Raw genomic sequence first — 19,188 nt, 5'->3', positions numbered from 1 at the left:
GGCCAGCATAGAGGCAGGTCGAGCGCTCGCCGCGACCCTATACTAGCCCGCCCCGGTGCTGAGCAGAGCGCCCCGACAAGGCGTCGGCAGAGCAGCCCTTCTGTACTGACGATGGTCAGCGCCGGCAATTCCGCGTCTCGGTAGGCCCCACCGCGCCCGACGCCGTGAGCCAACTGAGGAGGAGCTCAACTCGGGCCGCGTTTTGACCCGGACTCGGAACGCTACAGGAACAGCCTGCGAGGACTGTAATGGAATGCACGCGCTGGGACGGGCACTCCGCATGCGCGGGCCTGCTGGGCCCGGGTGATTTGGGCGGCACCTTCGAGCAGATTAAGCGCCACTTGGTCGACGTTGCGGTGCTCGCAATGCTCCAGATAGCTGCCTGCGACCCAGCTGTTGAAGGCTCCCATGGATGGACCGCACCAGATCTGGTAGTCCAGGACGCGATCGGGGTCGCCGTCGATCGCCCACCTGCTTGATTTGCCGAGGTACCAGCGGAACACCAGCGCCATCTGATACTTCGGATCCCGGGTCGCGAGTTCGAGTACAGCGGGGTCGCGCTCTCCCCAGTACTGATGCGTTTCGGCCCAGACTTCGTCGACGCGTTTGCCAAGGATCTTCTCCAGCTCCGCGCCGTGTTCGTTCACGACCGCGCCCAGGTTTGGGCTGCCGGCATACCACTCGTAGAGCTTCCTCGCGCGCGGGCCGAACATCGATCCGTGCTTGAGTACCTGCAGCTTGACGCCCATCTCGAACATGTCCGCGGCGGGTGCCATCATCACGTCCGTCGCTTTGGCCTTGGCGAGCATCCCGCGCGCGCGGGGAGACAACGCTGACTCGACACATGCCTGGTTGATCGAGCCGGTCAGCACGTAGGCAGCCCCCATCGCGAACGCGCCCGCAAGAGACTGCGGCGTACTCAGGCCGCCGGCAGCGCCCACGCGCACGCGATAGTTCCGGCCGTGCTGCTGCTTCAGCTTGTCGCGCAGCAACACGATTTCGGAGAAGAGTGCCGGTAGCGGACGGTTGTCGGTGTGTCCGCCGCTGTCGGCCTCGACCGTGACGTCCTCTGCCACCGGCACGTGCCGGGAAAGCTCAGCTTCCCGCGCGGTCAGCTTGCCGGACGCCTCGAGTGCCGAGACCAACGCTGCCGGGGCGGGTTCCATGAACATGCGCGCAATCTCGGGGCGGGAGACCTTCGCCATTACGTGGTTCTTGCGGATGATGGCGCCAGCCGGATCGGTCGTCAGGCCCGATAGGGCGTAATGCACGACAGCAGGGGTGAGTTTCATGAACGCCGATGCCTCGACGATGCGGACGTCACGAGCGATGAATAGCTCGGCGACACGCGACTCGAGTGAGACTTCGTTGGGCGAGTGGATCAGATTCGCGCCCCATGCAAGTCCGGTTCTGCCTGCCAGCCTCGCCTCGATCTCGGCCAGTCCCCGTTCCACGTTGGCGTACGAGAGGCCGGCCGCGCCGAAGAAGCCCAGCATGCCGGCTTCGGCCATCGTCACCACCAGCGCTGGTGTGGCGATACCGTTTGCCATGGCTCCGGCGACATAGGGAAAACGAATCCCATGCGCCTCGCTGAACTGACGATCGCCCAACCACTCCGGGTACATCGGGGGCAGCGTGCCCACCAGGGACACCTCGGCCGCGCCGGCGCTTACCAATTCACCCCCCATGGCAAGGCCTAGCTGCCCGGTGGCCTCCTCGCGGACCACGTGAACCGGGTGGCGCACGTATTGAAGGATGTGGGCGATGTCGTCTGGGGCAAATGCAGCGGGCGCGGCCTTCGGACGCCAGCCACCCAGAGCCGGGCTTACCCTTGCCTCGGTGGGAAGCTCTACGGCGGCGGCCGGTTGCTCATTCACCTGCCAATTCCCCCCATAACCGATATCGACGCGTAGTGCCCAGGTGGCTGGACGCCTTAACTGAAGAAATCTGCACGAGTTCCTCGTCAACCACCGTCATGCGGATATCGAGCTAAAGGTCTCTTCTGGCCTCATCCGGAGATCTTACCGAGAAGGTGGCTGATAATTGCCCGGCACAAATCGTCATCGTGGACCCCGCGTTCACTACGATCCGCAGCTACGACAAATCAAGGTGACGGCCGACCTGAGTCGTGTCGCCGGATGTGTGATCGCGGCCTCGCCGCTCAACACACTCAGTCGCCTCAGGAATGAATGCGAACATTCATTCCATTCGGCTCACACGCGTGTCCGAGGGGGGACTTGAACCCCCACGCCCATTAGTAGGGCACTAGCACCTCAAGCTAGCGCGTCTGCCATTCCGCCACTCGGACAAGACCAACCGCACAGGTTGGCAGCTAAGGCTATCGGATTGTCGCACGCGCACCCAACCCAGCCGGCCCGCGCAGCGCTGCGCCGAGCGGCCCCCGCAATGGTAGGAAAGGTGGTTGTGACCGACCAACCCGAGTTCCCGACCAACCCGAGTGACGACGTGGTCGAGGTCGTCAGCAGGTTGATCCGGTTCGACACCACCAACACCGGCGAACCGGAGACGACGCGGGGCGAGGCCGAGTGCGCGCAGTGGGTCGCCGAGCAGCTCGCGCAGGTGGGCTACTCGCCGCAATACGTAGAGTCCGGCGCGCCAGGACGCGGCAATGTGATCGCCCGACTCGCGGGTGCGGACAGTTCGCGCGGCGCCCTGCTGATCCACGGGCATCTCGACGTGGTGCCTGCCGAGCCGGCCGAGTGGAGCGTGCACCCGTTCTCCGGCGCGATCAAGGACGGCTTCGTCTGGGGCCGCGGCGCGGTCGACATGAAGGACATGGTCGGCATGATGATCGTGGTGGCCCGGCGGTTGAAGCAGGCCGGGATCGTGCCGCCACGCGATCTGGTATTCGCATTCGTGGCCGACGAGGAACACGGTGGCAGCTACGGGGCCCAGTGGCTGGTCGATAATCAGCCCGACCTGTTCGCGGGCGTGACCGAGGCGATCGGCGAGGTGGGTGGGTTCTCACTCACCGTGCCGCGCCGCGATGGGGGCGAACGCCGGCTCTATCTGATCGAGACGGCAGAGAAGGGCCTGTCGTGGATGCGGCTGACCGCCCGCGGTCCAGCCGGACACGGATCCATGGTGCATGACCAGAACGCCGTCACCGCCGTCGCCGCCGCGGTCGCCCGGCTAGGCCGCCACCAGTTCCCGATTGTGCTCACCGACACCGTCGCGCAGTTCCTGGCCGCCGTCGAGGAGGAGAGCGGCCTGGCTTTCGACGTCGAGTCGGGTGACCTGGCGGGGGCGGTCGAAAAGCTCGGCCCCATGGCCCGCATGCTCAAGGCCGTGCTGCAGGACACCGCCAACCCAACCATGCTCAAGGCCGGGTACAAGGCCAACGTCGTCCCGGCGGTGGCGGAAGCGGTGATCGACTGCCGGATCCTTCCGGGCCGCAAGGCCGCGTTCGAGGCCGAGGTCGATGAGCTACTCGGACCGGACGTGACGCGCGAGTGGATCAAGGACTTCTCGTCGTACGAGACGAGTTTCGACGGTGACCTGGTGGACGCCATGAACGCCGCCGTGTTGGCCCTGGATCCCGATGCCCGGACGGTGCCCTACATGCTTTCCGGCGGCACCGATGCAAAAGCCTTCGCACGCTTGGGTATTCGCTGTTTTGGCTTCAGCCCGTTGCGGTTGCCGCCGGACCTCGACTTCACCGCGTTGTTCCATGGTGTCGACGAGCGGGTACCCGTGGATGCGCTGAGGTTCGGCACCGAGGTGCTGGCTCACTTCCTGACCCACTGCTGACCGACACTAACGAAAGGATTCGCCATGAGCACCGCGCCCGACCCGTACGCCGCGCTGCCGAAGTTGCCGACGTTCACCCTCACGTCGGAGTCTGTGACCGACGGCCAGTCGCTCGCTCAGCCGCAAGTCAGCGGCATCATGGGCGCGGGCGGAGAAGACGTCAGCCCGCAGCTGAGCTGGTCCGGATTTCCGGGGGAGACCCGCAGCTTCGCGGTCACCGTCTACGACCCCGATGCGCCGACGGCCTCGGGGTTCTGGCACTGGGCCGTGGCGAACCTGCCGGCCGACGTCACCGAACTGCCCGCGGGTGCCGGTGATGGCAGCGGGCTGCCCGGGGACGCGCTGACGCTGGTCAATGATGCCGGGATGCGCCGCTACATCGGCGCCGCGCCGCCCCCGGGGCACGGGCCGCACCGCTATTACATCGCGGTGCACGCCGTGGATGTCGACAAGCTGGACCTCGGCGAGGACGCCAGCCCCGCCTATCTCGGCTTCAACCTGTTCCAGCACGCGATCGCCCGCGCAGTTATCCACGGCGTTTACGAACAGAAGTAGGCGGGGCCCGCAGGCGTTTTCTTGTCGGTGGGCGGGCATATGATTCGAACATGCATTCGAGTGATCGTGAGGAAGTCCAGGAGGACGTCGACGCGTTGCGCGCCGTCGTCTCCCGATTCCAGGGGCACTCGTACGAAGCGCTCACCAACCCGGAGCGGTTGCGGTTGCTCGAGATACTTGAGCGCGAGACACGACGGTTGCAGGCACCGGCTCATCAACTGATCAATCAGGTTGCCGAGCAGGCTGATTCGGCCGAGCTGGGCGGCAAGCTGAGCTGGGCGCTGGCCGACCGGCTACACATCACGCGGGGGGAGGCCAGCCGGCGCGTCGCCGAGGCCGCCGAGCTGGGCCCGCGTCGGGCGCTCTCCGGTGAGCCGTTGGCGCCGATGCTGCCCGCCACTGCTGCGGCTCAGCGCGACGGGGCCATCGGGCCCGACCACGTGGCGTTGATCCGACGATTTTTCCACCAGCTGCCGGAAGCGGTCGACGTCGAAACGCGTGAGCACGCCGAGAAACACCTGGCTTCCGAGGCCGCTCACTATCGCCCCGACCAACTGGCCAAGCTCGCCCGGCACCTGATGGACTGCCTCAACCCCGACGGCGACTACACCGATGCGGACCGGGCGCGGGCCCGCGGCCTGGTGCTGGGCACCCAGCAGGCCGATGGCATGTCGAGGTTGAGCGGGTGGTTGACGCCCGAGGCGCGCGCCAGCTGGGAGGCGGTGTTGGCCAAGTTGGCCGCTCCGGGGATGTGCAACCCGGACGACGAGGCGCCGGTGATCGATGGCGCCCCGACGGAGGAGGCGGTGCAGCGCGACACCCGCACCGCCGCCCAGCGCAACCATGATGGCCTCAACGCCGCGCTGCGCGCGATGCTGGCCAGCGGGGAGCTGGGCCGGCACAACGGATTGCCGGCCTCCATCGTCGTGACGACCACGCTCGCCGACCTGGAAGCCGCCGCCGGTAAGGGCCTGACCGGCGGGGGCACCATCTTGCCGATGTCCGACGTGATCCGCCTGGCCCGCCACGCCCATCATTACTTGGCGGTCTTCGACAAGGGCGAGGCGGTGGCGCTCTATCACGGCAAGCGCCTGGCCTCACCCGGCCAGCGAATTGTCCTGTACGCCAAGGACCGCGGCTGTTCGCATCCCGGTTGTGATGTGCCGGGCTACTACTGCGAAGTCCACCACGTCGACGACTGGGCCAGCACCCATCGCACCGACATCGACCAACTCACCCTGGCCTGCGGACCCCACCACCGGCTCCTCGAGAAGGGCTGGACCACCCGAAGACGTGCCAACGGCGACACCCAATGGATCCCGCCGCCGCACCTTGACCGCGGACAGCCCCGCGTCAACAACTTCCACCACCCGGAAAAGATCCTGGCCCGGGAACGCGCAGAGGACGAAGACGACGAAGAAGAAGGGGCGGCTTAACTGGCCGCGTCGCCGGCCTTCGGCGCCGCCGACCCGACGGCATCGCCGAGCGAGGCGAACCCGCCGTCGTGCAGGCGGCGGGCGATGCCGTCATGAATGCGCTTGGGCCACAAGCCTCCTCCGTAGATGAACCCGGTATAGCCCTGCAGCAGCGATGCGCCCGCGGTGATGCGCTCCCACGCGTCGTCGGCCGTCTCGATGCCGCCGACGCTGATCAGCACCAGGCGGTCGCCGACCCGGCCGTGGAGCCGGCGCAGCACCTCGACCGCCCGGCGCGCCACCGGCGGCCCGGAAATGCCGCCGGGCCCCAGCGCGTCGACCCCCGGCGTCCGCAGGCCGTCGCGTGAGACGGTCGTGTTGGTGGCGACGATGCCGGCCAGCCCCAGTTCGACGGCCAGGTCGGCAATGTCGTCGAGGTCGCCATCGGTGAGATCGGGCGCGATCTTGACCAGTACCGGCTTCGACGTTTCGGCGAGCACGGCCGACAGGATGGGTCGCAGCGACTCGACAGCCTGCAGGTCGCGCAGGCCGGGCGTGTTCGGCGAGCTGACGTTCACCACCAGATACGACGCCAGCGGCCCGACCAGGCGGGCGCTGGCCCGGTAGTCGTCGACGGCGTGGGCGGCGGGGGTGGTTTTCGTCTTACCGATGTTCACCCCGATCGGGATGTCGGGTTGGTGCCGCGCGAGCTGGACCGCCAGCGCCCCGGCGCCGAGGTTGTTGAACCCCATCCGGTTCAGCAGCGCGCGGTCGGCGGGCAGCCGGAACATGCGCGGGGCCGGGTTGCCGGGCTGCGGGCTCGCGGTGACGGTGCCAACCTCTGCGTAGCCGAAGCCGAGCGCCCCCCAGGTCAGCAACCCGGTGCCGTCCTTGTCGAAGCCGGCGGCCAGCCCTAGCGGCGCAGGGAACCGCACCCCGAACACCGTGCTCGCCAGCACCGGATCCCTGGGGCCGAGCAGCCGGTGCAGCAGCCGCCGCGCCGGGCCCAGGGCGGTCCCGCCGCGCAGCACCGCGAAAACCAGCGTGTGGATACGCTCGGGCGAGACCAGGAAGAACAGGCGCCGCACCAGGCCGTACAGAAAGCCGTCGCGGGTTTGCGGGGCCGTCACAGTTCCGGCTGGTCCGGACGCCGGGTGTCGAGCCGAGACTTCTTGCGGCGCAACAACACTCGTCTGCTGCCGTCGGTGTAAAGCCGGACCCGGGTCAGCTCCCACCCGCGATATTCGGCCTCGATGGACAGCCGGGTCGACGCGCTGAGTCGGGTGACCTCCGGCGGCAGGCGCAGCGGCACCCACTCGTATTCATCGGACAGCTCGGTGTCCCAGCCCGCGGGCAGCCGACTGCTGCGCGACGCGGTCAACGCGTGCCCGCCGCGTGTTCGATCACCTGCACCCCCGCACCGGACCCCGACACCACGTACAAGGTGTCCGACGCGTCGTCGAAGGCCAGTGAGTTCGGTTGCTGCACGGTTGGGTAACGCACCTTTTCGACGGGAATTCCGGTGGACAGATCGTAACCAACCACCATATTGGAAGCTGTCTGGGTTACCCAGCTCAACGCGCGGGAACCGACCAGGCCGTAGGGCGCCTCAGGCACCGGATATGCCTGCCGCAAGATCAGCGGGTCCACGCCGTACACCAGCAGCTGGCCGCCGCGGGTGTCGGCGACCAGGACCCGGCCCATCGGGTCCGCGGTCATGGTGGTCGCGCCTTGTCCGGCCCGCAGCGCCTGCTGGGCCTTACCGTCGGCGCCGATCGTCGTCACCGAGGTCTGTCCCCGGTCCAGGACCGCCGTCGTATTCCCTTGCGTGGCAAGCGAATCGACTCGTGCAAAGATCTTGTTGCGGGTGTCGACGGTCGCGGTGGCGACGGCCCCGGGGGTAGGCGAGGCGAGGGTGTAGACGGTTCCGTCGGCACTGCCGAGCATCAACTTGCCGTCGGCGCGCAGGGCGATCGCGGTGAAGTCGGCCTGCTGGGCGTCGGCGATGTTCACCTGGGTCACGCGGCCGGTCGCCAGGTCGACCACGAAATAGCCGCCCCGGTCGGCCAGGAAGAGCGTTCCGTGGCCGTCTGCGGTCAATGCGGTCGCCGGTCCGGGCAGGGCGATGACGCGCGGCGCGGCCTTGGGGTCGCCGAAGACGGTGACGGTCCCTGGCCCCGCCGCGGCGGCGCCGGTCGCCAGCACCGCCAGCTGGTGCGTGCCGCCGTCGAAGATCGCCGCGGTCGCCGCGGCCACCAGCGGGCGCACCTCGCCGGCCGGACGCTGGGACGGCGGCGGAGACACGGCGGGCGCGGCCGCTTCGATGGTGGGCGGCGCGGAGTTGAATCTGTTGGACGAACAACCCGCGATTGCTGCCAGCAAAAGCGCGACGGCATATAGACGGCGCTGAGCTGCTAATCGATGACGAATGTGCCGTGACAGCAATTATTTTCCCTCGGGTAACGACGGTGGACTTCCGAGTCTAAGGAACGCTTTCGCATCCAATATGGCGATGTCGCGCACATCAAGTCCCGCGGGCGAGGTATCGTCGGCTCATGGCCGTCATCGTCGACCGGCAGATCGCGGAGAAAGAGTTTGCTGTCGAAGATATATCGACAGGAATCTTCGCCAGCGGGTATGGGCAAGTCGGTGATGGGCGCAGTTTTTCGTTCCGCATCGAGCACCGCTCGCTCGTCGTCGAAATTTACCGACCGCGCCTCGCCGGGCCAGTTCCGCAGGCCGAAGAGGTGGTCGCCACGGCGGTCCGCAGCCTGGTCGACATCGACCTCACCGACGAACGCAGCCTGGTCGCCGCCGTGCGCGACTCCGTGGCGCATGCGGTGCCGGTATCGCACTAGTCAGTAGCGCCTTCGCACCGGGTACGGTCGTGGTCGTGGTTGCCCCCGCCCGTCGGCCGTTGGACACCGCTGCATGACGGTCATCCTGTTGCGGCACGGCCGATCCAGCTCGAACACCGCCGGGATCCTGGCCGGCCGCTCCGAGGGCGTCGACCTCGACGACAAGGGCCGGGACCAGGCAGCCGGGCTGATCGACCGGATCGGTGACCTGCCCATCCGCGCGCTGATCAGTTCGCCATTGCTGCGCTGCCGGCGCACCCTGGAGCCGCTCGCCGAAGCGCTGTGCCTCGAGCCGTTGATCGACGACCGGCTGGCCGAGGTGGACTACGGGGACTGGACCGGGCGCAAAATCGCCGAGCTGGCCGGCGAGCCGCTGTGGCGGGTCGTGCAGGCCCACCCGAGCGCAGCGGTGTTCCCGGGCGGCGAGGGGCTGGCGCAGGTGCAGGCGCGCGCCGTGTCCGCCATCCGCGAACACGATCGGCGGCTCGCCCGGGAATACGGGGGAGACAACGGCGCCGATGCCCTGTGGGTGGCCTGCACTCACGGTGATGTCATCAAGGCGGTCGTCGCCGACGCCTACGGCATGCACCTGGATGCGTTTCAGCGGGTCATCGCCGACCCGGCGTCGGTGAACGTGATCCGGTACACCGAATTGCGCCCGTTTGTGTTGCACGTCAACCACACCGGTGCGAAGTTGGCTGCGGCGCTGCGGGCCGGACCACCGCCCAAGGACGAGGCGCGGGACAGGGAGACGGCCAAGACCGACGGCGAGTCCCCGCTGGCCGTGCCCTCCAGCGACGCGGTGGTCGGCGGCTCAACTGATTAATTCCGCTCAAAACAAGCGGAGCGGGGCAATCGAATCGCACGGCGAAGGCAACAGCCGGTATTTTGGAGGTGCCATGGCCCGCGCAATCCACGTCTTCCGCACACCCGACCGCTTCGTGGCCGGGACCGTCGGGCAGCCCGGAAACCGAACGTTCTACATCCAGGCGGTGCACGATTCCCGGGTGGTATCGGTGGTTTTGGAGAAGCAGCAGGTTGCGGTGCTGGCCGAACGCATCGGTGCGCTGCTGCTCGAGGTGAACCGCAGGTTCGGCACGCCGGTCCCGCCGGAGCCCGCCGAGGTCGAGGATCTGAACCCGCTCGTCACGCCCGTGGACGCCGAGTTCCGCGTCGGAACCATGGGCCTGGGCTGGGATTCCGAAGCCCAGACCGTGGTGGTCGAGTTGTTGGCAGTCACCGACACCGAATTCGACGCGTCGGTGGTGCTCGACGACACCGAGGAGGGGCCCGACGCGGTGCGCGTGTTCTTGACGCCGGAGTCGGCGCGGCAGTTCGCGACCCGCTCCAATCGCGTCATTTCAGCGGGCCGTCCGCCGTGCCCGCTGTGCGACGAACCGTTGGATCCGGAGGGCCATATCTGCGCGCGCGCCAACGGCTATAGGCGCAGCGCGCTGCTCGGGCCTGACGATGAACTTGAGGCCTGACGACCGTGAGGTGCTCCGGAACGGCGAGCTGACGGTCCTCGGGCGCATCCGCTCAGCCAGCAACGCCACGTTCTTGTGCGAGGCCACGCTCGGCGAATCGACCGTGCACTGCGTCTACAAGCCGATCTCCGGTGAGGCGCCGCTGTGGGATTTCCCCGACGGAACCCTGGCCGGCCGCGAACTCTCGGCCTACCTGGTGTCGACGCAGCTGGGGTGGAACATCGTGCCCTACACGGTGATTCGTCACGGGCCAGCCGGACCGGGCATGTTGCAGCTGTGGGTGGACCAACCGGGTGACACGGCCGACTCCGACCCGAGTCCCGGCCCCGACCTGGTCGACCTGTTTCCCGCCAACAAACCGGAACCGGGTTACCTGCCGGTGCTGCGGGCCTACGACTACGCCGGCGACGAGGTCGTGTTGATGCACGCCGACGACATCCGGTTGCGGCGCATGGCGGTGTTCGACGTGCTGATCAACAACGCCGACCGCAAGGGCGGCCACGTCCTGCGCGACGTCGAGGGACACGTCTACGGTGTCGACCACGGCGTGTCGCTGCATGTCGAGAACAAGTTGCGCACGGTTCTGTGGGGCTGGGCGAATAAGCCGATCGACCAGAACATGCTGGAGGCCGTCACCCAGCTCACCGAGGCCCTGGGTGGCCCGCTCTGCGACGAACTGGCCGAGCACATCACGCGGGCGGAGATCGCGGCGCTGCGCAGGCGCGCGCTCGCGCTGCTCGACGATCCGGTGATGCCCGGCCCAAACCGGCACCGGCCCATTCCGTGGCCGGCCTTCTGATCCAGCCACTGAGCCAGCCACTGAGCCGCGCCCGGGCGTCGGCGATACTGAACCGGTGAGCCAGGGCCCGGAGGAGCTGACCGACGCCGCACTGGCTGCCGAACTCGCCGCGGACGCGGGGGAGTTGCTGCTGAAGGTTCGCGATGAGATCGGCTTCGGTTATCCGTGGGCGTTGGGTGACGCCGGGGACAGCCTGGCCAACGAGCTGATCCTGCGGCGGCTACGCGCCGAGCGCCCCGACGATGCGGTGCTCAGCGAGGAGGCCTACGACGACCTGGTCCGTCTCCAGCACGACCGGGTGTGGATCATCGACCCCCTGGACGGCACCCGCGAATTCTCCACGCCGGGCCGCGACGACTGGGCGGTGCACATCGCGCTGTGGCAGCGCCCCACCGGCCACTCCACCGACGGCCAGCGGGAAATCACCGACGCCGCCGTGTCGTTGCCGGCCCGCGGGAACACGGTGTACCGCACCGACACCGTCACCGCCGACGCCGCGCGCGTGGGCATACCCCATACGTTCCGCATCGCCGTCAGCGCCACCCGCCCGCCCTTCGTACTGCACCGCATGCGACAGTCGTTGGCCATCCAGCCGGTGGCGATCGGTTCGGCGGGCGCCAAGGCAATGGCCATCATCGACGGTGACGTCGACGCCTACCTGCACGCCGGCGGCCAGTGGGAATGGGACAACGCGGCGCCCGCCGGGGTGGTGATGGCCGCCGGCATGCACGCGTCTCGGCTGGACGGCTCGCCGATGCGCTACAACCAGCTCGATCCGTACCTGCCCGACTTCGTGATGTGTCGCGCGGAGGTGGCACCGATCCTGCTCGCCGCCATCCGCGACGCGTGGCGCTGACTTCCCGCGTTTAGAGTCGTTGTCATGCAGTCGTGGGACTCTCCACCGGTTCCGGTGTTGCCGGGACGTGGCCCGGAGCTCCGGCTGTTCGACACCTCCGATCGACAGGTGCGGCCGGTGGCCCCCGGATCGACGGCGACGATGTACGTCTGCGGCATCACCCCCTATGACTCCACCCACCTGGGTCACGCCGCCACCTACCTCACCTTCGACCTCGTCTACCGGCAGTGGCTGGACCTGGGCCATGCCGTGCATTACGTGCAGAACGTCACCGACGTCGACGATCCGCTGTTCGAGCGCGCGGAGCGCGACGGTGTGGACTGGCGCGAGCTGGGCGATCGTGAGGTCGCTCGCTTTCGTGAGGACATGGCCGCGCTGCGGGTCCTGCCGCCGCGTGACTACGTTGCGGCGACGCAGGCGATCCCCGAGGTGGTCGAGCTCGTCGAGAAGATGCTGGCGTCGGGCGCGGCATACTTCGTCGACGGCGAGTTCCCGGACGTCTACTACCGCGCGGATGCCACGCCGCAGTTCGGCTACGAGTCCGGCTATGATCGCGACACCATGCTCCGGCTGTTCGGGGAACGCGGTGGCGACCCGGACCGGCCCGGCAAGACCGACGAGCTGGACGCGCTGCTCTGGCGGGCGGCCCGGCCGGGGGAGCCGAGTTGGCCGTCGCCGTTCGGCGCCGGGCGGCCCGGCTGGCATGTCGAGTGTGCGGCGATCGCGCTCAGCCGCATCGGCAGCGGCCTGGACATCCAGGGCGGCGGCAGCGACCTGATCTTCCCGCATCACGAATTCACCGCCGCGCATGCCGAATGCGTAAGGGGCGAGCGGCGATTCGCCCGCCACTACGTGCACGCCGGCATGATCGGCTGGGACGGGCACAAGATGTCCAAGAGCCGGGGCAACCTGGTGCTGGTGTCGACGCTGCGCACCCAAGGCATCGAGCCGGCGGCCATCCGGCTGGGCCTGCTGTCCGGGCACTACCGCGCGGACCGGTTCTGGAGCCAGCAGGTGCTCGACGAGGCCACCGCCCGGCTGGGGCGCTGGCGCACCGCGACGGGGTTGCCTGCGGGACCTGACGCCGCCGACGTGATCGCGCGGGTGCGCCAATACCTGGCCGACGACTTGAACACGCCCAAAGCTCTTGCCGCGCTTGACGGTTGGACAACCGACGCGCTCGAATACGGCGGCCACGATGCCGACGCCCCACGGCTGGTAGCAACCGCGATCGATGCGCTGCTCGGTGTCGAGTTGTGAACGCGGTACGTTGTCGGCCATGACGTCGCTGCAGGACAAAGTCGTTTTGATCACCGGCGGGGCCCGGGGAATCGGCTCCGAGGTCGCCCGCCGGCTGGGCAGCAAGGGCGCCAAACTCGTGCTCACCGACCTCAACGACGCCGAGCTGGCCACGCTGGCCGCCGAAATCGGCGACGACCGCGTGCTGACCGCGGTCGCCGACGTCCGCGACCTGCCGGCCATGCAGACCGTCGCCGCCCAGGCGGTCGAGCGCTTCGGTGGTATCGACGTCGTGGTCGCCAACGCCGGCATCGCCAGCTACGGGTCGGTGTTGCAGGTCGACCCAGAGGCGTTCAAGCGGGTGATGGACATCAACGTCCTCGGTGTGTTCAACACCGTGCGCGCCACGTTGCCCGCGGTGATCGAGCGCCGCGGCTACGTGCTTATCGTCTCGTCGCTGGCGGCCTACGCGGCGTGTCCGGGCCTGGCCCCCTACAACGCGTCCAAGGCCGCCGTCGAGATCTTCGCCAACGCGCTGCGCCTCGAGGTCGCGCACCGCGGCGTCAGCGTCGGTTCGTCACACATGTCGTGGATCGACACCGCCCTGGTCCGTGACACCGAGGCCGACCTGCCGGCCTTCGGCAAGCTGCTCAGCAGCTTCCCGTGGCCGCTGAACAAGACCACCACCGTCGACAAATGCGCGGACGCGTTCGTCAAGGGCATCGAGGCTCGCCGGAACCGGATCTATTGCCCGCGCTGGGTGGCGGCGTTCCGCTGGATCAAGCCGGTGCTGTCCACCCCGGCCGGGGAGCTGCCCATGCACAAGCCCACCGCGGAGCTGTTGCCCCAACTGGACGCGCAGGTGGTCGCGCTCGGGCGCTCCACCAGCGCCTACAACCAGGGACTGGGCAAGAAGGCCTAGGTCGATGGCGACGACCCGTCTCCCGCAAGCGGGCGGTACCCCCAGCACTCGGTCCCCCGCAAGCGGGAGGTGCCCCCAGCGCTGAGTGTGGCGACCCGCTTCGCGCGGCCGCGCCACGCTTGCGATCGCCACGGCCGAGTTTGCGAAGACCGCTAGCGGCCGAAGCCGGGCCGCCGTCGGCGCAGGTAGCGCTCGAACTCCGCGGCCAGCGCATCGCCGTCGATCTTGCCCAGGGCCTCGTTCATGTCGACCTCGGCGTCCCCGCGCTGTTCCAGTGACTGCACGTACTCGGCCAGGTCCTCGTCCTCGGCGGCCATCTCGGTGATGGCCTGCTCCCACTCCTCGGCGTCGGTCGGCAGGTCGGCCAGCGGCACCTCGATGTCGAGCACGTCCTCGACGCGGCGCAGCAGCGCCACCGTCGCCTTCGGGTTGGGCGGCTGCGACACATAGTGCGGCACCGCAGCCCAGAACGTCACGGCGGGGATCCCGGCGGCGACGCAGGCGTCCTGGAACACCCCGGCGATGCCGGTGGGCCCCTCGTAGCGGCTCTCCTCGAGGCCGAAGCGTTTGGCCGATTCGGGGGAGTAGGCGGCGCCCGAGACCGGGACCGGCCGGGTGTGCGGCGTGTCGGCCAGCAGGGCGCCGAGGATGACGACCGTGTCCACGTTGAGCTTGTCGGCGATCGCGACCAGTTCGGCGCAGAAGGTGCGCCAGCGCATGTTGGGCTCGACGCCATGCATCAACACGACGTCGCGGTCGCTGCCCGGCGGCCGGCAGTGCGAGATCCGCATGGCCGGCCAGACCAGCTCCCGGGTGACCCCGTCCACCTGCCGAATGACGGGCCGATTCACCTGGTAGTCGTAATACGCCTCGTCGTCGATCTCCAGGATCGGGTCGGCTTCCCAAATCGCCTCGAGATGCTCGAGGGCGTCACTGGCCGCGTCGCCGGCGTCGTTCCAGCCCTCGAATGCCGCCACGACGATGGTGTCGTGCAGTTCGGGCAGTGCGGCTTTCCCAAACGGTGGGCCATCGGATGGGGTCACAGAATCAGCGTACGGCCTTCGCGGCCGATGTTCGGGGTTGCCTGGCAGGACCTGTCAACCACCGGAGGCATTCCATAGGACGACTATCCTTGTGGGGTGCGTGCCGACCTGACCCTTGACGACATCAGCACCGGGCGTCGACGCGGTCGGGGCGAAATACGCTCGGCTTCACACTGGTTAACCTTGGTAACTACCACGTCGCAGACAGGATTCGCGGGCTGTCGATCGCGGCGATGAGTTGGGCGTCCAGACGTCGTCGGGGGACGACGTAGACTTTTTTGGTCGAGAGGCGTTGCAACGGATCACCGGTCCCCCCGGTATCCGCCACGCTCGGCAGAGTCAAGGACGCCTTCCGCTACGGAAGGAATGCACGTGAACGTCCCCAAGAACGCCCTCGCGTCAGAGACCTTCGTGCCAAACATCCGTCCCGACTGCACCGAAGAACTGACGGCCGCTCTCCGTGAGCGGATCGTGGTGATCGACGGTGCGATGGGCACGGCGATCCAGCGCGACCGGCCGGACGAGGCCGGCTATCGCGGCGACCGTTTCACCGAGTGGCCGACCGCTCTGCAGGGCAACAACGACCTGCTCAACCTGACGCAGCCGCAGATCATCGAGGGCATCCATCGCGAGTACCTCGATGCCGGTGCCGACATCCTGGAAACCAACACGTTCAACGCGAACGCGATCTCGCTCTCCGACTACGGCATGGCCGACCTGGCCTACGAGCTGAACTACGCCGGCGCCGCCCTGGCGCGGGCGGCCGCCGACGAATACAGCACTCCGGAGAAGCCCCGCTATGTCGCGGGCGCCATCGGCCCGACCACGCGCACCGCGTCGATCTCGCCGGACGTCAACGACCCCGGAGCCCGCAACGTCTCCTACGACCAGCTGGTCGCCGCCTACCTCGAAGCCGCCAACGGCCTGGTCGACGGCGGTGCCGACCTGCTCATCGTCGAAACGATCTTCGACTCGCTGAACGCCAAGGCGGCGGTGTTCGCCGTCGAGACCCTGTTCGAGGAGCGCGGGCGGCGCTGGCCGGTCATCATCTCGGGCACCATCACCGACGCGTCCGGGCGGACACTTTCCGGTCAGGTCACCGAGGCCTTCTGGAATTCGATCCGGCACGCCAAGCCGCTCGCCGTCGGCCTCAACTGCGCCCTGGGCGCGCCCGAGATGAGGCCCTACATCGCCGAGATGGCGCGGATCGCGGACACCTTCGTCTCGTGTTACCCGAATGCGGGGCTGCCCAACGCCTTCGGCGAGTACGACGAAACCCCGGAGCGTCAGGCCGGCTACATCGCCGACTTCGCCGAGGCCGGCCTGGTCAACCTGGTCGGCGGCTGCTGCGGAACCGCGCCGCCGCACATCGCCGAAATCGCCAAGGTCGTCGAGGGCAAAAAGCCGCGCGAGGTGCCGGAGATCCCGGTGGCCACCCGGCTCTCGGGCCTGGAGCCGCTCAACATCACCGACGACTCCCTGTTCGTGAACATCGGTGAGCGCACCAACATCACCGGCTCCGCCCGGTTCCGCAACCTGATCAAGGCCGAGGACTACGACACGGCGCTGTCGGTCGCCCTCCAGCAAGTCGAGGTCGGTGCGCAGGTCATCGACATCAACATGGACGAGGGCATGATCGACGGTGTCGCCGCGATGGACCGGTTCACCAAGCTGATCGCCGCCGAGCCGGACATCAGCCGCGTCCCGGTGATGATCGACTCCTCCAAGTGGGAGGTCATCGAGGCGGGCCTGAAGAACGTGCAGGGCAAGCCGATCGTCAACTCGATCTCCATGAAGGAGGGCGAGGAGAAGTTCATCCGCGAGGCCCGGCTGTGCCGCAAGTACGGCGCCGCCGTCGTAGTGATGGCCTTCGACGAGCAGGGTCAGGCCGACAACCTGGAGCGGCGTAAGGAGATCTGCGGGCGCGCCTACCGGATCCTGACCGAGGAGGTCGGTTTCCCGCCCGAGGACATCATCTTCGACCCGAACTGCTTCGCGCTGGCGACAGGTATCGAGGAGCACGCGACCTACGGGATCGACTTCATCGAGGCATGCGCCTGGATCAAGGAAAACCTTCCGGGAGTGCACATCTCGGGCGGTATCTCGAACGTGTCGTTCTCCTTCCGGGGCAACAACCCGGTCCGCGAGGCGATCCACTCGGTCTTCCTGTTCCACGCCATCAAGGCCGGTCTGGACATGGGGATCGTCAACGCGGGTGCGCTGGTGCCCTATGACTCGATCGACCCCGAACTGCGGGACCGCATCGAGGACGTCGTCCTGAACCGTCGCGAGGACGCGGCCGAAAGGCTGCTGGAGATCGCCGAGCGGTTCAACCGCTCCGAGAAGTCGGAGGACCCGGCGGCAGCCGAATGGCGCAGTCTCCCGGTCCGCGAGCGGATCACGCACGCCCTGGTCAAGGGCATCGACGCCCACGTCGACGCCGACACCGAGGAGTTGCGAGCCGAGATCGACGCCGCGGGTGGCCGCCCGATCGAGGTGATCGAGGGCCCGCTGATGGACGGCATGAACGTCGTCGGCGACCTGTTCGGCTCGGGCAAGATGTTTTTGCCTCAGGTCGTGAAGTCCGCCCGGGTGATGAAGAAGGCCGTCGCCTACCTGCTGCCGTTCATCGAGGCGGAGAAAGAGCAGAACGGCACGGCCGCATCGAAGGACACCAACGGCACGATCGTGATGGCGACCGTGAAGGGCGACGTCCACGACATCGGCAAGAATATCGTCGGGGTCGTCTTGCAGTGCAACAACTTTGAAGTGATCGACCTCGGTGTGATGGTGCCCGCCCAAAAGATCCTGGACGCGGCCAAGGAGCACGACGCCGACATCATCGGGCTGTCCGGGCTGATCACCCCGTCGCTGGACGAGATGGCCAACTTCGCCGTCGAGATGGAACGCGAGGGGCTGCAGATCCCGCTGCTGATCGGCGGCGCGACCACCTCGCGCGCCCACACGGCCGTGAAGATATCGCCGCGGCGCAGCGGTCCGGTGGTCTGGGTCAAGGACGCGTCCCGCTCGGTGCCGGTCGCCGCTGCGCTCCTCGACGAAAAGCAGCGCCCGGCCCTGCTGGAGGCGACCGAGAAGGACTACGCATCGCTGCGGGAACGGCACGCGCAGAAGAATGAGCGGCCGATGCTGACCCTTCAGACGGCCCGCGCCAACCGGACACCGATCGAATGGGACGGCTACATGCCGCCGGTGCCCGCCCAAGGCCTCGGCGTGCGGGAATTTCATGACTACGACCTGGCTGAGCTCCGGGAGTACATCGACTGGCAGCCGTTCTTCAACGCCTGGGAGATGAAGGGCCGCTTCCCCGACATCCTCAACAACCCGGCCTCGGGCGAGGCCGCCCGCAAGCTGTACGACGATGCCCAACAGATGCTCGACACCCTGATCAAGGAGAAGTGGCTAACCGCCAACGGGGTGATCGGCTTCTTTCCGGCGAATGCGGTCGGCCCGGGTTTCGAAGACATCGAGGTCTACACCGACGACACCCGCACCGAAGTGCTGACCACGTTGCACAATCTGCGCCAGCAGGGCGAGCACCGCGACGGCATTCCCAACCGGTCGCTGGGCGACTTCATCGCGCCCAAGGACACCGGGTTGGCCGACTACATCGGCGCGTTCGCCGTCACCGCGGGGCTCGGAAGTCAGGAGAAGATCGCGGAGTTCAAGGCGGCCCTCGACGACTACAGCGCGATCCTGCTGGAGTCGGTCGCCGATCGGCTGGCGGAGGCGTTCGCTGAACGGATGCACCAACGGGTTCGCAAGGAGTTCTGGGGATTTGAGCCCGACGAGCAGCTGGACAACGGGGCGCTCATCGATGAGAAGTACAGGGGAATTCGCCCGGCGCCCGGTTACCCCGCCTGCCCGGAGCACACCGAGAAGGTGACGCTCTGGAAGTTGATGGACGTCAAGGAGCGGACCGGCATCGAGCTGACCGAGTCGATGGCGATGTGGCCCGGTGCGGCCGTCAGCGGCTGGTATTTCTCGCACCCGCAGTCGCAGTACTTCGTGGTCGGCCGATTGGGTCAGGACCAGGTCGCCGATTACGCGAAGCGCAAGGGCTGGACGTTGCAGGACGCGGAGCGCTGGCTCGCCCCCAACCTCGGCTACAACCCGGAGGACTGAGCCGCTGCTCGCGGAGCCGTGGGCAGCCCTAAATGCGCAGCACGGCCGCCAACGCGGACAGCGGGATGTGCGCTTGCACGCTGCCGCCGTCCATGTACCA

The 19,188-nt window shown here is 67.8% G+C and carries 15 protein-coding genes, 1 tRNA gene and 1 pseudogene; 11 read left to right on the top strand and 6 right to left on the bottom strand.

The window, feature by feature from the left end; translation table 11 throughout:
• Positions 1–221: 221 nt before the first annotated feature.
• Positions 222–1,877 carry a PfaD family polyunsaturated fatty acid/polyketide biosynthesis protein gene (locus tag A5695_RS12210; protein WP_156749600.1) on the bottom strand — a complete coding sequence of 552 codons (1,656 nt, stop codon included), beginning with the start codon at positions 1,875–1,877 and terminating at the stop codon, positions 222–224.
• 345 nt (positions 1,878–2,222) lie between these two features.
• Positions 2,223–2,308: transfer RNA gene (locus tag A5695_RS12205), tRNA-Leu, on the bottom strand.
• A gap of 98 nt (positions 2,309–2,406) precedes the next feature.
• Between A5695_RS12205 and A5695_RS12200 the strand changes: the two genes are divergently transcribed.
• The 3 genes from A5695_RS12200 to A5695_RS12190 are packed head-to-tail and all read left to right on the top strand — an operon-like array spanning position 2,407 to position 5,762.
• The gene (locus tag A5695_RS12200) at positions 2,407–3,771 is read left to right on the top strand and encodes a M20/M25/M40 family metallo-hydrolase (RefSeq protein WP_068081693.1); all 1,365 of its coding nucleotides are present in this window, start codon (positions 2,407–2,409) and stop codon (positions 3,769–3,771) included.
• 24 nt (positions 3,772–3,795) lie between these two features.
• Complete coding sequence (locus tag A5695_RS12195; RefSeq protein ID WP_068081690.1) at positions 3,796–4,326, top strand: YbhB/YbcL family Raf kinase inhibitor-like protein; 531 nt, start codon at positions 3,796–3,798, stop codon at positions 4,324–4,326.
• 50 nt (positions 4,327–4,376) lie between these two features.
• Positions 4,377–5,762 (top strand): HNH endonuclease signature motif containing protein, encoded by a 1,386-nt coding sequence (locus A5695_RS12190; RefSeq protein ID WP_068081687.1) that lies wholly within the window; start codon positions 4,377–4,379, stop codon positions 5,760–5,762.
• A gap of 10 nt (positions 5,763–5,772) precedes the next feature.
• On the opposite strand, the pseudogene A5695_RS12185 reads toward A5695_RS12190, so the two are convergent.
• The 3 genes and pseudogenes from A5695_RS12185 to A5695_RS12175 all read right to left on the bottom strand — a co-directional run.
• A pseudogene (locus A5695_RS12185) lies at positions 5,773–6,841 on the bottom strand (quinone-dependent dihydroorotate dehydrogenase); the annotation flags it as partial.
• A gap of 26 nt (positions 6,842–6,867) precedes the next feature.
• Positions 6,868–7,122, bottom strand: a complete 255-nt coding sequence (locus A5695_RS12180; RefSeq protein WP_068081684.1) for a DUF5703 family protein — start codon at positions 7,120–7,122, stop codon at positions 6,868–6,870.
• The gene (locus A5695_RS12175) at positions 7,119–8,186 is read right to left on the bottom strand and encodes a hypothetical protein (protein WP_068081681.1); all 1,068 of its coding nucleotides are present in this window, start codon (positions 8,184–8,186) and stop codon (positions 7,119–7,121) included. The genes A5695_RS12180 and A5695_RS12175 overlap by 4 nt, the downstream gene beginning before the upstream one ends.
• Before the next feature lie 110 nt (positions 8,187–8,296).
• Between A5695_RS12175 and A5695_RS12170 the strand changes: the two genes are divergently transcribed.
• From A5695_RS12170 to A5695_RS12140, 7 genes are all read left to right on the top strand, one after another.
• Positions 8,297–8,599, top strand: a complete 303-nt coding sequence (locus A5695_RS12170) for a hypothetical protein (RefSeq protein WP_068081678.1) — start codon at positions 8,297–8,299, stop codon at positions 8,597–8,599.
• A gap of 73 nt (positions 8,600–8,672) precedes the next feature.
• Complete coding sequence (locus tag A5695_RS12165) at positions 8,673–9,425, top strand: histidine phosphatase family protein (protein WP_068081675.1); 753 nt, start codon at positions 8,673–8,675, stop codon at positions 9,423–9,425.
• Positions 9,426–9,498: 73 nt separating this feature from the next.
• Positions 9,499–10,086, top strand: coding sequence for a DUF3090 domain-containing protein (locus A5695_RS12160; protein ID WP_068081672.1), 588 nt, complete (start codon positions 9,499–9,501; stop codon positions 10,084–10,086).
• Positions 10,070–10,885 (top strand): SCO1664 family protein, encoded by an 816-nt coding sequence (locus A5695_RS12155; protein WP_068081669.1) that lies wholly within the window; start codon positions 10,070–10,072, stop codon positions 10,883–10,885. The genes A5695_RS12160 and A5695_RS12155 overlap by 17 nt, the downstream gene beginning before the upstream one ends.
• 55 nt (positions 10,886–10,940) lie before the next feature.
• Positions 10,941–11,741 carry a 3'(2'),5'-bisphosphate nucleotidase CysQ gene (locus A5695_RS12150; RefSeq protein WP_068081666.1) on the top strand — a complete coding sequence of 267 codons (801 nt, stop codon included), beginning with the start codon at positions 10,941–10,943 and terminating at the stop codon, positions 11,739–11,741.
• Between the two features lie 24 nt (positions 11,742–11,765).
• Complete coding sequence (mshC, locus tag A5695_RS12145) at positions 11,766–13,001, top strand: cysteine--1-D-myo-inosityl 2-amino-2-deoxy-alpha-D-glucopyranoside ligase (RefSeq protein ID WP_068081663.1); 1,236 nt, start codon at positions 11,766–11,768, stop codon at positions 12,999–13,001.
• A 19-nt stretch (positions 13,002–13,020) separates the two neighbouring features.
• Positions 13,021–13,902, top strand: coding sequence for an SDR family oxidoreductase (locus tag A5695_RS12140; RefSeq protein WP_068081699.1), 882 nt, complete (start codon positions 13,021–13,023; stop codon positions 13,900–13,902).
• 152 nt (positions 13,903–14,054) lie between these two features.
• Here the strand turns inward: A5695_RS12140 and A5695_RS12135 are convergent, their stop codons facing one another.
• Entirely contained in the window at positions 14,055–14,945 is an 891-nt protein-coding gene (locus A5695_RS12135) for a PAC2 family protein (RefSeq protein ID WP_067274400.1), read from the bottom strand.
• Between the two features lie 366 nt (positions 14,946–15,311).
• On the opposite strand from A5695_RS12135, the gene metH reads away from it, so the two are divergent.
• Positions 15,312–19,088 carry a methionine synthase gene (metH, locus tag A5695_RS12130; protein ID WP_068081660.1) on the top strand — a complete coding sequence of 1,259 codons (3,777 nt, stop codon included), beginning with the start codon at positions 15,312–15,314 and terminating at the stop codon, positions 19,086–19,088.
• Positions 19,089–19,188: the final 100 nt, after the last annotated feature.

This window comes from Mycobacterium sp. E1747 (assembly GCF_001667775.1).
Lineage (GTDB): Bacteria > Actinomycetota > Actinomycetes > Mycobacteriales > Mycobacteriaceae > Mycobacterium.
This window is presented reverse-complemented; position numbering and strand designations above follow the sequence as displayed.